14 protein-coding genes and 1 riboswitch are annotated in these 13,122 nt (G+C 58.9%); of the genes, 10 read left to right on the plus strand and 4 right to left on the minus strand.

Features of this window, described 5'->3' with window-relative positions; genetic code table 11:
* Positions 1 to 51 precede the first annotated feature (51 nt).
* Positions 52 to 528 (minus strand): kinase inhibitor, encoded by a 477-nt coding sequence (locus DBR02_RS17405; RefSeq protein ID WP_063449311.1) that lies wholly within the window; start codon positions 526 to 528, stop codon positions 52 to 54.
* A gap of 47 nt (positions 529 to 575) precedes the next feature.
* Positions 576 to 1,865, minus strand: coding sequence for an adenosylmethionine--8-amino-7-oxononanoate transaminase (gene bioA, locus DBR02_RS17410; protein WP_410173387.1), 1,290 nt, complete (start codon positions 1,863 to 1,865; stop codon positions 576 to 578).
* Between the two features lie 86 nt (positions 1,866 to 1,951).
* On the opposite strand from bioA, the gene bioB reads away from it, so the two are divergent.
* Genes bioB through bioD form a run of 4 tightly spaced genes read left to right on the plus strand, consistent with a single transcriptional unit; the run spans position 1,952 to position 5,579 of the window.
* Positions 1,952 to 2,992, plus strand: coding sequence for a biotin synthase BioB (bioB, locus tag DBR02_RS17415; RefSeq protein ID WP_107534957.1), 1,041 nt, complete (start codon positions 1,952 to 1,954; stop codon positions 2,990 to 2,992).
* Positions 2,989 to 4,146 carry an 8-amino-7-oxononanoate synthase gene (bioF, locus tag DBR02_RS17420; protein ID WP_107534958.1) on the plus strand — a complete coding sequence of 386 codons (1,158 nt, stop codon included), beginning with the start codon at positions 2,989 to 2,991 and terminating at the stop codon, positions 4,144 to 4,146. Before bioB ends, bioF begins: the two co-directional genes overlap by 4 nt.
* The gene (gene bioC, locus DBR02_RS17425) at positions 4,130 to 4,885 is read left to right on the plus strand and encodes a malonyl-ACP O-methyltransferase BioC (protein ID WP_107534959.1); all 756 of its coding nucleotides are present in this window, start codon (positions 4,130 to 4,132) and stop codon (positions 4,883 to 4,885) included. The genes bioF and bioC overlap by 17 nt, the downstream gene beginning before the upstream one ends.
* Positions 4,878 to 5,579 carry a dethiobiotin synthase gene (bioD, locus tag DBR02_RS17430; protein ID WP_173937199.1) on the plus strand — a complete coding sequence of 234 codons (702 nt, stop codon included), beginning with the start codon at positions 4,878 to 4,880 and terminating at the stop codon, positions 5,577 to 5,579. Before bioC ends, bioD begins: the two co-directional genes overlap by 8 nt.
* On the opposite strand, the gene DBR02_RS17435 is transcribed toward bioD, so the two are convergent.
* The gene (locus DBR02_RS17435; protein ID WP_107534961.1) at positions 5,542 to 6,264 is read right to left on the minus strand and encodes an ABC transporter ATP-binding protein; all 723 of its coding nucleotides are present in this window, start codon (positions 6,262 to 6,264) and stop codon (positions 5,542 to 5,544) included. The genes bioD and DBR02_RS17435 overlap by 38 nt on opposite strands.
* A gap of 748 nt (positions 6,265 to 7,012) precedes the next feature.
* Here DBR02_RS17435 and uvrB point away from each other — a divergent pair.
* A complete protein-coding gene (gene uvrB, locus DBR02_RS17445; RefSeq protein WP_063449304.1) occupies positions 7,013 to 9,028 on the plus strand; it encodes an excinuclease ABC subunit UvrB in 2,016 nt (671 codons plus the stop codon).
* 89 nt (positions 9,029 to 9,117) lie between these two features.
* On the opposite strand, the gene yvcK is transcribed toward uvrB, so the two are convergent.
* Positions 9,118 to 10,026, minus strand: coding sequence for a uridine diphosphate-N-acetylglucosamine-binding protein YvcK (yvcK, locus tag DBR02_RS17450; protein ID WP_063866505.1), 909 nt, complete (start codon positions 10,024 to 10,026; stop codon positions 9,118 to 9,120).
* A gap of 226 nt (positions 10,027 to 10,252) precedes the next feature.
* Positions 10,253 to 10,386: riboswitch (molybdenum cofactor riboswitch) on the plus strand.
* Between yvcK and moaA the strand changes: the two genes are divergently transcribed.
* The 5 genes from moaA to moaE all read left to right on the plus strand — a co-directional run bounded on the left by moaA (position 10,374) and on the right by moaE (position 13,081).
* Complete coding sequence (gene moaA, locus DBR02_RS17455; RefSeq protein WP_063866152.1) at positions 10,374 to 11,363, plus strand: GTP 3',8-cyclase MoaA; 990 nt, start codon at positions 10,374 to 10,376, stop codon at positions 11,361 to 11,363. (Overlaps the previous riboswitch by 13 nt.)
* A gap of 24 nt (positions 11,364 to 11,387) precedes the next feature.
* On the plus strand, positions 11,388 to 11,900 hold the full coding sequence (gene moaB / locus DBR02_RS17460; protein WP_063449302.1) for a molybdenum cofactor biosynthesis protein B: 513 nt from the start codon (positions 11,388 to 11,390) through the stop codon (positions 11,898 to 11,900).
* A gap of 3 nt (positions 11,901 to 11,903) precedes the next feature.
* On the plus strand, positions 11,904 to 12,389 hold the full coding sequence (gene moaC, locus DBR02_RS17465; protein ID WP_063449301.1) for a cyclic pyranopterin monophosphate synthase MoaC: 486 nt from the start codon (positions 11,904 to 11,906) through the stop codon (positions 12,387 to 12,389).
* The gene (gene moaD, locus DBR02_RS17470) at positions 12,382 to 12,627 is read left to right on the plus strand and encodes a molybdopterin synthase sulfur carrier subunit (protein WP_063449300.1); all 246 of its coding nucleotides are present in this window, start codon (positions 12,382 to 12,384) and stop codon (positions 12,625 to 12,627) included. Before moaC ends, moaD begins: the two co-directional genes overlap by 8 nt.
* A 1-nt stretch (position 12,628) precedes the next feature.
* Positions 12,629 to 13,081 (plus strand): molybdopterin synthase catalytic subunit MoaE, encoded by a 453-nt coding sequence (moaE, locus tag DBR02_RS17475; protein ID WP_107534963.1) that lies wholly within the window; start codon positions 12,629 to 12,631, stop codon positions 13,079 to 13,081.
* Positions 13,082 to 13,122: the final 41 nt, after the last annotated feature.

The following is a 13,122-nucleotide window of genomic DNA, read 5'->3' on the forward strand; positions in this document are numbered from 1 at the left end:
GCGAATGCGAAATGTAAGCCGGGTAAGGCGTAGCCGCCACCCGGCTTTTTTTTATGAATACATCGCCGTGATCGACGCGCTGCCCAGCGTATGGAAATGGACGTTGAAACCGACCATCGCGCCGCTTGCCTCTTCGTCGACCTCAATCTTGTCCACGTCCAGCGCGTGAACCGTGAAGATATAGCGGTGGGTTTCCCCTTTTGGCGGCGCCGCGCCGCCGTAGCCCGCTTTACCAAAGTCCGTGCGCGTCTGTATCGCGCCGTCCGGCAGGGCGACCAGGTCGGAGCCCGACCCCTGCGGCAGCACGCGCGTATCCGCAGGCAGGTTTGCCACCACCCAGTGCCACCAGCCGGAGCCGGTCGGAGCATCCGGATCGTAGCAGGTCACCACAAAGCTTTTGGTTCCCGGCGGCACGTCGTCCCACGCCAGATGGGGAGAGATGTTATCCCCCTGATAGCCCATCCCGTTAAACACGTGACGTTCCGGCAGCTTTTCACCGTCGCGCAAATCTTTACTGATGATTTTCATCCGATTTCCCTCGTTACTGACTCATTCAGAAAGTGTAACGCATGGGGCTAAATCGTGAAATGCGCTGGCATGTGAACGGCTTTGACCACTGCGTCGGTCAGTTTGCGTAACTGCTCCGGAGAAATGGTGTACGGCGGCATGAGGTAAATCAGCTTGCCGAAGGGCCGCACCCACACGCCCTGGTCAACGAAGAAGCGCTGCAATGCGGCCATGTTTACCGGATGCGTTGTCTCGATCACGCCGATGGCGCCCAGCACGCGGACGTCCGCAACGTATTCCGCTTCCGCCGCCGCGCTCAGCTGCTGATCCAGCTGCGCCTCAATCGCCGCCACCTGCGCCTGCCACTCGCCGCTTTCCAGAATGGCGAGGCTTTCGCTTGCCACGGCGCAGGCCAGCGGGTTGCCCATAAACGTCGGGCCGTGCATAAAGCAGCCCGCGTCGCCGTCGCTGATGGTGTCGGCAACATGCCGGGTGGTGAGCGTGGCGGAGAGCGTCATGGTGCCGCCGGTCAACGCTTTACCCAGGCACAAAATATCCGGTGCGATCCCCGCATGTTCGCAGGCGAAAAGCTTCCCGGTGCGGCCAAAGCCGGTGGCAATCTCATCGGCAATCAGCAGAATACCTTCGCGGTCGCACATCTTGCGAATGCGCTTCAGCCATTCAGGATGGTACATCCGCATTCCGCCCGCGCCCTGCACAATCGGTTCGAGAATAACGGCGGCAATTTCATGGCGATGGGCCGCCATCAGCCGCGCGAAGCCCACCATGTCCCTCTCGTCCCATTCGCCGTCAAAGCGGCTTTGCGGAGCCGGTGCAAACAGGTTTTCCGGCAGATAGCCTTTCCACAGGCTGTGCATGGAGTTGTCCGGATCGCACACGGACATCGCCCCGAAGGTGTCGCCGTGATAGCCGTTGCGGAAGGTGAGAAACCGCTGGCGCGTTTCGCCCTTCGCATGCCAGTACTGCAACGCCATTTTCATCGCCACCTCCACCGCCACCGAGCCGGAATCGGCAAGGAACACGCACTCCAGCGCGTCGGGGGTCATTGCGACCAGGCGGCGACACAGATCGACCGCAGGCTGATGGGTGATCCCGCCAAACATCACGTGTGACATCCGGTCAATCTGCGCCTTCATCGCCGCGTTCAGCCGCGGGTGGTTGTAGCCATGGATCGCCGCCCACCAGGAGGACATTCCGTCAACCAGCCGCTCGCCGCTGGCGAGATGCAGCTCGCAGCCGTGGGCAGAGGCCACCGGATAGACGGGAAGGGGGCGGGTCGTGGAGGTGTAAGGGTGCCAGATATGCTGCTTGTCGAAGGCGAGATCGTCCTGGGTCATAATCGACTTGTAAACCATTTTGAAAAGTTTTAGGTTTACAAGTATAAACCGAACCGACAATTAACAAAACCCTTTGGAGAAGCCCGATGGCTCACCACGCACGCTGGACGATGTCGCAAGTCACTGAATTATTCAATAAACCTTTTCTGGAGCTGATGTTTGAAGCGCAACAGGTGCACCGCCAGCACTTCGATCCTCGGCATGTGCAGGTCAGCACGCTGCTGTCGATCAAAACCGGGGCCTGCCCGGAAGACTGCAAATATTGCCCGCAAAGCGCACGCTACAAAACCGGTCTCGAATCCGAACGCCTGATGGAAGTCGAGCAGGTGCTCGACTCCGCGCGTAAGGCCAAAAACGCCGGCTCGACCCGCTTCTGCATGGGCGCCGCGTGGAAGAATCCAAATGACCGCGACATGCCCTATCTGGAGCAGATGGTGAAGGGCGTGAAGGAGATGGGGCTTGAGGCCTGCATGACCCTCGGCACGCTGAACGAGGAGCAGGCGCAGCGCCTCTCCGCGGCGGGGCTGGATTACTACAACCACAACCTTGATACCTCGCCAGAATTTTACGGCAATATCATCACCACGCGCACCTATCAGGAGCGTCTGGACACGCTGGATAAAGTGCGCGATGCGGGGATCAAGGTCTGTTCCGGCGGCATCGTGGGGCTGGGCGAGACGGTAAAAGATCGTGCCGGCCTGCTGTTACAGCTGGCGAACCTGCCTACCCCGCCGGAAAGCGTGCCCATCAACATGCTGGTGAAGGTAAAAGGCACGCCGCTGGCGGATAACGAGGACGTGGATGCCTTCGATTTTATCCGCACCATCGCGGTGGCGCGCATCATGATGCCGACCTCCTACGTGCGCCTCTCTGCCGGTCGCGAGCAGATGAGCGAGCAGACCCAGGCGATGTGCTTTATGGCCGGGGCCAACTCTATTTTCTACGGCTGCAAGCTCCTGACCACGCCGAACCCGGAAGAGGACAAAGACGTCCAGCTGTTCCGCAAGCTGGGGCTGAACCCGCACCAGACAGAGGTGCTGGCGGGGGATAACGAGCAACAGCAGGAGCTGGAGCAGCAGATTATCAACGCCGACACCGACCAGTTCTACAACGCGGCAGCCGTATGACCTGGCAGGCACGTATCAATTCCGCGCTCGACGAGCGTCGGGCAGCGGATGCGTTTCGGGTACGCGGGGTAGTGGAAAACGGCGCAGGCCGTTTTCTCACCCGGGAAGGCCGGCGGTTCTGTAATTTCTCCAGCAATGATTATCTTGGCCTGAGCCAGCACCCGCAGATCGTTCGCGCCTGGCAGCAGGGCGCGGAACGATACGGCGTGGGCAGTGGTGGCTCCGGGCACGTCAGCGGCTACACCACGGCGCATCAGGCGCTGGAGGAGGCGCTGGCCGACTGGCTGGGTTACCCGCGAGCGCTGCTGTTTATCTCCGGTTTTGCCGCGAATCAGGCGGTCATTGCCGCCCTGATGGGCAAAGACGACCGCATTGTCGCGGACCGCCTGAGCCATGCGTCCCTGCTTGAAGCGGCACACCTCAGCCCGGCACAGCTGCGGCGTTTTGCCCATAACGATGCCGCTCATCTGAACGTCCTGCTGGGGAAACCCTGCACAGGACTTCAGCTGGCGGTAACGGAAGGGATCTTCAGCATGGATGGCGACAGCGCGCCCCTTGCCGCGCTGCACGACGCCGCAAAGCAGCAGAACGCCTGGCTGCTGGTTGACGATGCCCACGGCATTGGCGTTACCGGCGAGGAGGGACGCGGAAGCGCTTATCAGCAGGGCGTCAGGCCGGAACTGCTGGTGGTCACCTTTGGAAAAGGCTTTGGCGTCAGCGGCGCCGCGGTGTTATGCAGCGAGCCGGTGGCCGACTACCTGATGCAGTTCGCCCGACACCTGATCTACAGCACCAGCATGCCCCCGGCGCAGGCCGTGGCGCTGTCTGCCTCGCTGGACGTGATCCGCGGCGAGGATGGCGCTGAACGCCGCGCGCGCCTGGCTGAACATATTCAGCGTTTTCGTCGGGGAGTCAGCGAGCTTTCTTTCCGGCTAACCGACTCCCGCAGCGCCATTCAGCCCGTAATGGTGGGTGAAAACCCGCGCGCGCTGGCGCTGGCACAGATGCTGCGAGAACGCGGGCAGTGGGTAACGGCGATCCGTCCGCCCACCGTGCCGCCGGGTACGGCGCGTTTGCGTCTGACGCTCACGGCAGCGCACGAGCCGCAGGATATCGATACGCTTCTGGAGGCTCTGCATGTCTCCTGTCAATAAACAGGCCGTTGCCGCCGCGTTTGGCCGGGCAGCGCAAAGCTATTCCCGGCACGATGAACTGCAACGCCTGAGCGCGCGCGGGCTGCTGGCCGCGCTCGGTGAGAGCCGGTTTGCGCAGGTGCTGGATGCCGGCTGCGGGCCAGGAGGCAACAGCCGCTACTGGCGCGCAGCCGGCAGCCACGTGACGGCGCTGGATTTATCCGCGCAGATGCTGGATGAAGCCCGCCAGCAGCAGTCAGCAGACCGCTATCTGGTGGCCGACATTGAGGCCATTCCGCTGGAGGATGCCCAGTTTGACCTCGTCTGGAGCCATCTGGCGGTGCAGTGGTGCGCCAGCCTGCCGCAGGCGCTACGCGAGCTTTACCGCATGGCGCGTCCCGGCGGAACGGTGGCCTTTACCACCCTGCTGGAAAGTTCGTTGCCGGAGCTGAATCAGGCGTGGAAGGCGGTGGACGAGCAGCCGCACGCCAACCGGTTTCTCGCTCACGAGCAGGTCATTCAGGCGCTGGCAGGCTGGCGCTATCGCAGCGTGGTCCAGACCGTCACCCTCGAATTTAGCGATGCGTTAAGCGCCATGCGCTCTCTTAAGGGCATAGGCGCTACGCACCTGCACGCCGGGCGGGCGAAGAAACCCCTTACCCGCGGGCAGCTCCAGCGTCTGGAGCTGGCGTGGCCGCAGGAACGGGGCCAGTTCCCGCTCTCTTATCATCTTTTTCATGGGATTATTGAACGTGACTGAACGTTATTTTGTTACCGGCACGGACACCGAAGTCGGTAAAACCGTTGCCAGCGCCGCGCTGTTGCAGGCGGCGCGTCTGCTGGGTAAAACGACGGCGGGCTATAAGCCCGTGGCCTCCGGCAGCGAGATGACGCCGGAAGGCTTACGCAATACCGATGCGCTGGCGCTACAGCGTAACAGCAGCCTTGCGCTGGCCTATTCTGCGGTAAACCCCTATACCTTTGCTGAACCCACCTCGCCGCACATCGTCAGCGCTGATGAAGATCGGCCGATTGATTTTTCGGTTCTCTCTTCCGGGTTACGCGCTCTGGAAACGCAGGCCAGCTGGGTGCTGGTGGAAGGGGCCGGTGGTTGGTTCACCCCGCTGTCTGACGAGCAGACGTTTGCTGACTGGGTGCAGGCCGAACAGCTTCCGGTGATTCTGGTGGTGGGCGTGAAGCTTGGCTGCATCAACCACGCCATGCTGACCGCGCAGGCGGTGCAGCAGGCCGGGTTGCGTCTGGCTGGGTGGATTGCCAACGACGTGGTTGCGCCGGGCAAACGTCATGCTGAGTATCTGGCGACGCTGAAGCGAATGCTGCCTGCGCCGTTCCTCGGGGAGATCCCGTGGCTTGCCGACGGCGCAGAGCAGGCGGAAACCGGACGCTATCTTGACCTCAGCGCCTTATGCCCCGCCCCATCCAGTGGGCAATAAGATCGTCATCCAACTCGTTAACGTGGCCCTGCGCCACGTTACGCCCGCGATAAAGCATGCAGAAACGATCCGCGACCCGGCGGATGAACGACAGCTGTTGCTCCGCTAACAGCACCGTCATGCCCAGCTCCCGATTTAGCCGCACCAGCAGTTGCCCGAGCCTGCGGGCAAAACGTTGACCTGCGCCATGCATAGGCTCGTCCAGGATCAGCACGCGCGGGCGATTAACCAGCGCGCTGGCGAGGGCGAGCTGATACTGGTCGTCAGGGGACAGCGTAGAGGCCCGGATCTGTCGCAGCGTATAAAGCTCCGGAAACAGGGCGTATACCTCATTTTTTAATGCCGGATCGGGTTTCCCCGTCGCCCGCATGGCGATATGCAAATTTTCATCGACGGTCAGTTGGGAAAATATCCGCCGGTCCTGCGGGACGTAGCCTATCGTTGGCGTCGCAGGACATTCTGAGGCAGGGCTGAGCAAATTTCGCGGCGGTGCACCGGCCTCGTGCCAGATGATGGTGCCGCTCTCGACGGGCACTTTCCCGGTAATGCAGTTCATGAGCGTGGACTTACCCATACCCGGCAGGCCAACGATGCCTGTACAGATGCCTTGCGGGAAATCGATGTTCACGTTCCATAGCGTATGTTGGCTTCCGTAAAACTGATTTACAGCACGCAGACTCAACATCTTTCTCTCCTTAAAAATGTGTGGGGTGATGCTCAGATTGATATCTGCAAAACGCCTGCCAGGAACTTCATAATGATTAAAAAAAGGCCGTTTTTAGGAATAACTCACTGCTAAAAGCGCAACGTTTGTTCGAAATGCACGCTTCCGGTGCCGTGCATGTCGGGTTGTGGTGCAGTGAAAATGACGGAAATGTGATTAAGATCTCGCCAGACGCTTATGAAAAAATGAACGTTTTCCAGGCAAAAAAGAGTGATAAAAATATTTTATTGCCGCTTCGTGGGAAAAACCGGGAATTTGCGGGAGTGCATGCTGTACGGGCTGGAGGCAGTTATCCACTATTCCTGTGGATAACCTTGTGCATTAGAGTTAGAAAACACGCGATAAGCGAGAGAATACGCGGGTTACGCCCAAATTGATGCGAAACGCGGCTTTAGGAAATAGTCTATATTTTTTAACGAATTAGATAAAATCAATTCCCTCAACCCCGGCGAGACCTGTTGCCATAAAACTTTCATAACCGCCCTTGACAAATGTTAAAAAAGTAATAGTTCTGGGGATAACCCCCTGAGGCTGGTGTTTTATAGGGTCACAGTCGAAATTTGGCTCGCGAACGCACTAATCGTCTCAGTGCTACGCTAAATATCCTGACACGCTACTGGTTTTTCATCCAGTGTTTTTTACTGGCAATCCTGGCCACAACGAGTAAAATTACTCACCTGCCGCTTATTCTGTCATCAGGTCGTCGCCAATGAGTAAACCGTTCAAACTGAATTCTGCTTTCCGTCCTTCCGGGGATCAGCCCGAGGCCATTCGTCGCCTGGAAGAGGGGCTGGAAGACGGGCTGGCGCACCAGACCCTGCTGGGGGTAACCGGTTCGGGTAAAACCTTCACCATTGCCAACGTCATTGCCGATCTCCAGCGTCCGACGATGGTCCTCGCGCCGAACAAAACGCTGGCGGCGCAGCTGTATGGTGAGATGAAAGAGTTCTTCCCGGAGAACGCGGTGGAATATTTCGTCTCTTACTACGATTACTACCAGCCGGAAGCCTACGTTCCCAGCTCTGACACGTTTATCGAGAAAGATGCCTCGGTGAACGAACATATTGAGCAGATGCGTTTGTCTGCGACCAAGGCGCTGCTTGAGCGTCGCGATGTGGTGGTGGTGGCCTCGGTGTCGGCGATTTACGGCCTGGGCGATCCGGATCTCTATCTCAAGATGATGCTGCACCTGACGCAGGGGATGATTATCGATCAGCGGGCGATTTTGCGCCGTCTGGCGGAGTTGCAGTACACCCGTAACGATCAGGCATTCCAGCGCGGGACCTTCCGCGTGCGCGGTGAGGTGATTGATATCTTCCCGGCGGAATCGGACGACATGGCGCTGCGCGTCGAACTGTTCGACGAAGAGGTTGAACGCCTGTCGCTGTTCGATCCGCTGACCGGTCACGTCGAGTCGGTGATCCAGCGCTTCACCATCTACCCCAAAACGCACTACGTGACGCCACGCGAGCGTATCGTGCAGGCGATGGAAGAGATCAAAGGCGAGCTGGCGGACCGCCGCAAGGTGCTGCTGGCGAACAATAAGCTGCTGGAAGAGCAACGCCTGAGCCAGCGTACCCAGTTCGATCTGGAGATGATGAACGAGCTGGGCTACTGCTCCGGTATTGAAAACTACTCGCGCTACCTCTCCGGGCGCGGGCCAGGTGAAGCGCCGCCAACGCTGTTCGACTATCTTCCGGCGGACGGCCTGCTGGTGATCGACGAATCTCACGTTACGATCCCGCAGATCGGCGGGATGTATCGTGGTGACCGGGCGCGTAAAGAGACGCTCGTGGAGTACGGCTTCCGTCTGCCGTCGGCGCTGGACAACCGTCCGATGAAGTTTGAAGAATTTGAGGCGCTCGCCCCGCAGACCATCTACGTATCGGCAACGCCGGGCAACTACGAACTGGAAAAATCCGGTGATGACGTGGTGGACCAGGTGGTGCGTCCGACCGGGCTGCTGGATCCGATTATCGAGGTGCGGCCCGTGGCGACGCAGGTGGACGATCTGCTCTCGGAAATCCGTGCCCGTTCCGCCATCAACGAGCGCGTGCTGGTGACCACGCTCACCAAACGTATGGCGGAAGATTTGACGGAGTATCTGGAAGAACACGGCGAGAAGGTGCGGTATCTGCACTCGGATATCGATACCGTGGAGCGTATGGAGATCATCCGCGACCTGCGCCTGGGCGAGTTCGACGTGCTGGTGGGTATCAACCTTCTGCGAGAAGGTCTGGATATGCCGGAAGTGTCGCTGGTGGCGATTCTGGACGCGGACAAAGAGGGCTTCCTGCGTTCTGAGCGCTCGCTGATCCAGACCATTGGCCGCGCCGCGCGTAACGTCAACGGGAAGGCGATTCTGTACGGGGATAAAATTACCCCGTCGATGGCCAAAGCCATTGGCGAAACGGAGCGCCGTCGCGAGAAACAGCAGCGCTACAACGAAGAGCACGGCATCACGCCGCAAGGGCTGAACAAGAAGGTGGTGGATATCCTGGCGCTGGGTCAGAACATAGCGAAGACCAAAGCGAAAGGCCGCGGCAAGGCCCGTTCAGTGGTGGAAGAGGATACCGTTGCGCTGACGCCGAAAGCGTTGCAGCAGAAGATCCACGAGCTGGAAGGGCAGATGATGCAGCACGCGCAGAACCTGGAGTTCGAAGAGGCTGCGCAAATCCGCGATCAGCTGCATCAGCTGCGGGATCTGTTTATTGCGGCATCGTGAGTTTTTTGCCCGGTGGCGCTGCGCTTACCGGGCCTACAGGTTTCGCGTCTCTTGTAGCCCCGGTAAGCGCAGCGCCACCGGGGTTTTTGTTAACCCAATTCCTGAATCGCTTTCTCCAGCGCCTCGCGCAGCAGGTGGCGGTCGTGACGATATTTAATATCGCTGGCTTCCAGCGGCTCCTGCACCACCACGCGATCGCCAATCCCTGACACATCCACTTTCGGCCCAACCACGACACCGTCGATAATTTTCTTACCGACGTACTGTTCCATCAGGTTCAGCTTGTCCGCCAGCGACAGGCTCGCCGCCGCCGGGCTAAGTTCGCGGCCTAAATTACCGATATAGACCATGGGGGCAGGCGTTCTGCGCAGCGCCTGCGCTAGCTCTTTGACCAGCAGGAGCGGCATCAGGCTGGTGTAGAAACTCCCCGGCCCAATCAGGATCAGATCGGCCTCGCCAATCGCTTCAACCGCTTCCCGCGTCGCGGGTACGCTGGGGTAGGTCATCAGCTCTTTTGGCGGCAGGAGAAGCTGGTCGATATTCACTTCACCATACACTTCGTGATCGTCGGCATCGATCGCCATCAAATCCACCGGCTGTTCGGACATCGGGATCAGAAACGCATCCACCTTAAGCAGGTTACGAATTAAATTGATCGCTTCCAGAGGGCGCACGCTCAGGTGGTCCAGGGCCTTTAACATCAGGTTTCCAAGGTTATGGCCGGAAAGTTCGCCATTACCGCCAAAACGGTACTCAAACATCGCTGAAGCCACGCTGGGCTCCGTAATGAGCTGGTTAAGGCAGTTGCGCATGTCACCCCAGGCGATCCCGCCTTCAGCACGTCGGATCCGCCCGGTCGAGCCGCCGTTATCCGTTGTTGTCACAATGCCCGTCAGGCGTGAGCCCAGTGACGATAACGACGACATGACCCGTCCCAGACCGTGACCCCCGCCAAGAGCGACCACGCGGTCCAGATCCGCAAAAGTGCGATTGCGCATACCCATTCCTTATCCTGTTTAGCTTGCGTCACAGTAACGCAACTACTCCTAAAAGACGATGCCTCTCACAATCCATAATGACGTATATCAATGCGAAAGCGCGGTTTTTGCGTATTCTGTAGTGAAAATGCACGATAACATCGTTATGTATAAGATTATATAGCGAAAAGCGACAATGGCGAAGTGGCGATTTCCACGCTACTATCGCCATAACCACGTTTTCAAAAATGAAAACATACACTCTAGCCCTGGCGCCTGTGTCGAGAGATATGGCGTCCTGGCCGTGGCGGATTTGCCACCAGGGTACAGAAAGAAATGACTGTGCCTCCCGATCTGGAAAGGTGTACATGGCTTCACAACTTACTGATGCTTTCGCGCGTAAGTTTTTCTACTTACGTTTGTCGATTACCGACGTGTGCAACTTCCGTTGCACCTACTGCCTGCCCGATGGTTACAAGCCCGGCAGCGTCACCAACAACGGCTTTCTCTCCGTGGATGAAGTACGCCGCGTCACGCGTGCGTTCTCGGAACTCGGTACGGAAAAAGTGCGTCTGACCGGGGGAGAGCCTTCCCTGCGTCGTGATTTCCCCGACATCATCGCCGCCGTGCGTGAAAACGAACGTATCCGCCAGATTGCGGTGACCACCAACGGTTACCGCATGGCGCGTGACGTAGCGAACTGGCGCGATGCAGGTCTGACGGCGATTAACGTCAGCGTTGATAGCCTTGACGCCCGTCAGTTCCACGCGATTACCGGCCAGGACAAGTTCCGCCAGGTGATGGACGGCATCGATGCCGCGTTCACCGCCGGTTTCGATAAGGTCAAAGTCAATACCGTGTTGATGCGTGATGTGAACCATCATCAGCTGGACACCTTCCTGGCGTGGATCAAACCGCGCCGCATTCAACTGCGTTTTATTGAGCTGATGGAGACCGGTGAGGGTAGCGATCTGTTCCGTCGGCATCACATCTCCGGCATGGTGCTGCGCGACGAGCTGCTGAAACGCGGCTGGATCCACCAGATCCGCCAGCGCAGCGACGGCCCGGCGCAGGTCTTTTGTCACCCGGACTACGAAGGCGAAATCGGCCTGATCATGCCCTATGAGAAAGACTTCTGTGCCAGCTGCAACCGCCTGCGCGTCTCCTCCGTTGGCAAGCTGCACCTCTGCCTGTTCGGGGATGGTGGCGTAGAACTGCGCGATTTGCTGGAAGACGATGCCCAACAGGGCGCACTTGAAGCACGCATTTCCGAGGCGCTGACGCACAAAAAGCAGACCCATTTCCTGCATCAGGGCAACACCGGCATTACTCAGAACCTGTCCTATATCGGCGGGTAATCAGGCTTTAGAAGGAACCAGAAGATGAGTCAGGTAAGCGCGGAATTTATCCCGACACGCATTGCTATTCTTACCGTTTCCGATCGTCGTGGTGAAGAGGATGATACCTCCGGCCACTGGCTGCGCGAGGCGGCACACGAAGCCGGACACCAGATTGTTGATAAAGCGATCGTCAAAGAGAACCGTTACGCCATTCGCGCGCAGGTTTCCCAGTGGATTGCGAGTGACGACGTCCAGGTGGTGCTGATCACCGGCGGCACCGGCTTTACCGCAGGCGACCAGGCGCCAGAAGCGCTGCTTCCGCTGTTCGATCGCGAAGTGGAAGGCTTCGGCGAAGTGTTCCGCATGCTCTCGTTTGAAGAGATTGGCACCTCTACGCTCCAGTCCCGTGCCGTAGCGGGGATGGCGAACAATACGCTGATTTTCGCCATGCCGGGCTCGACCAAAGCCTGCCGCACCGCGTGGGAAAATATTATTGCCCCGCAGCTGGATGCCCGCACCCGTCCGTGTAATTTCCATCCTCATTTAAAGAAATAAGCTATGTCACAACTGACCCACATTAACGCCGCTGGCGAAGCGCATATGGTGGATGTCTCCGCCAAGGCCGAAACGGTGCGCGAGGCGCGTGCTGAAGCGTTCGTCACCATGCTGCCGGAGACGCTGGCGATGATTATCGACGGCAGCCATCACAAGGGTGATGTGTTTGCGACCGCCCGCATCGCCGGTATTCAGGCCGCGAAGCGTACCTGGGACCTCATCCCGCTCTGTCATCCGCTGATGCTCAGCAAGGTGGAAGTGAATTTGCAGGCGCAGCCGGAGCATCATCGCGTGCGCATCGAGTCTCTGTGCCGCTTAACCGGGAAAACCGGCGTAGAGATGGAGGCGTTGACGGCTGCCTCCGTGGCGGCGCTGACCATCTACGACATGTGTAAAGCGGTACAGAAAGATATGGTGATTGGCCCGGTGCGTCTGCTGGCAAAAAGCGGCGGCAAATCCGGTGATTTTAAGGTGGAAAACCATGATTAAGGTGCTCTTTTTTGCCCAGGTCCGTGAGCTGGTCAATACCGACAGCCTGACGCTGGACGGCGCTTTTGCAGACGTCGCTGCCCTGCGTGCGCACCTGGCGGCGCAGGGCGACCGCTGGGCGCTGGCGCTGGATGAAGGCAAGCTGCTGGCCGCCGTGAATCAGACGCTGGTTGAATTTACGCACCCGCTGGCTGACGGCGATGAAGTGGCGTTCTTCCCGCCGGTTACAGGGGGTTAAGATGACGGACACCCGAATTCTGGTCGGCCCTGAGCGCTTTAGCGTCGGTACCGAATACAGCTGGCTGGCAGAGCGCGATGAAGACGGCGCGGTCGTGACGTTTACCGGGAAAGTGCGCAATCATAATCTCGGCGACAGCGTAAAAGCGCTGACGCTGGAGCACTATCCAGGGATGACCGAAAAATCGCTGGCGGCCATTGTCGAAGAGGCGCGAGGCCGCTGGCCGCTGGGGCGCGTGACGGTTATCCATCGCATCGGCGAAATGTGGCCCGGTGAAGAGATTGTCTTTGTCGGCGTCACCAGCGCACACCGCACAAGCGCCTTTGCGGCGGGGGAGTTCATCATGGATTACCTCAAAACCAAAGCGCCGTTCTGGAAGCGTGAAGCGACGCCGGAAGGCGAGCGCTGGGTGGAATCGCGGGACAGCGACAAACAGGCTGCCAGCCGCTGGTAACAGGTTTATGAGGATGTGTTAGTCTTAACGTGTGTCTTTAC

Source organism: Enterobacter cloacae complex sp. (assembly GCF_900322725.1).
Lineage (GTDB): Bacteria > Pseudomonadota > Gammaproteobacteria > Enterobacterales > Enterobacteriaceae > Enterobacter > Enterobacter quasihormaechei.

What these genes read in the sequence shown, in the direction of transcription:
- DBR02_RS17405 (WP_063449311.1), bottom strand. Translation starts at nt 528, where the DNA reads ATGAAAATCATCAGTAAAGATTTGCGCGACGGTGAAAAGCTGCCGGAA.
- bioA (WP_410173387.1), bottom strand. Translation starts at nt 1,865, where the DNA reads ATGACCCAGGACGATCTCGCCTTCGACAAGCAGCATATCTGGCACCCT.
- bioB (WP_107534957.1), top strand. Translation starts at nt 1,952, where the DNA reads ATGGCTCACCACGCACGCTGGACGATGTCGCAAGTCACTGAATTATTC.
- bioF (WP_107534958.1), top strand. Translation starts at nt 2,989, where the DNA reads ATGACCTGGCAGGCACGTATCAATTCCGCGCTCGACGAGCGTCGGGCA.
- bioC (WP_107534959.1), top strand. Translation starts at nt 4,130, where the DNA reads ATGTCTCCTGTCAATAAACAGGCCGTTGCCGCCGCGTTTGGCCGGGCA.
- DBR02_RS17435 (WP_107534961.1), bottom strand. Translation starts at nt 6,264, where the DNA reads ATGTTGAGTCTGCGTGCTGTAAATCAGTTTTACGGAAGCCAACATACG.
- uvrB (WP_063449304.1), top strand. Translation starts at nt 7,013, where the DNA reads ATGAGTAAACCGTTCAAACTGAATTCTGCTTTCCGTCCTTCCGGGGAT.
- yvcK (WP_063866505.1), bottom strand. Translation starts at nt 10,026, where the DNA reads ATGCGCAATCGCACTTTTGCGGATCTGGACCGCGTGGTCGCTCTTGGC.
- moaA (WP_063866152.1), top strand. Translation starts at nt 10,374, where the DNA reads ATGGCTTCACAACTTACTGATGCTTTCGCGCGTAAGTTTTTCTACTTA.
- moaB (WP_063449302.1), top strand. Translation starts at nt 11,388, where the DNA reads ATGAGTCAGGTAAGCGCGGAATTTATCCCGACACGCATTGCTATTCTT.
- moaC (WP_063449301.1), top strand. Translation starts at nt 11,904, where the DNA reads ATGTCACAACTGACCCACATTAACGCCGCTGGCGAAGCGCATATGGTG.
- moaD (WP_063449300.1), top strand. Translation starts at nt 12,382, where the DNA reads ATGATTAAGGTGCTCTTTTTTGCCCAGGTCCGTGAGCTGGTCAATACC.
- moaE (WP_107534963.1), top strand. Translation starts at nt 12,629, where the DNA reads ATGACGGACACCCGAATTCTGGTCGGCCCTGAGCGCTTTAGCGTCGGT.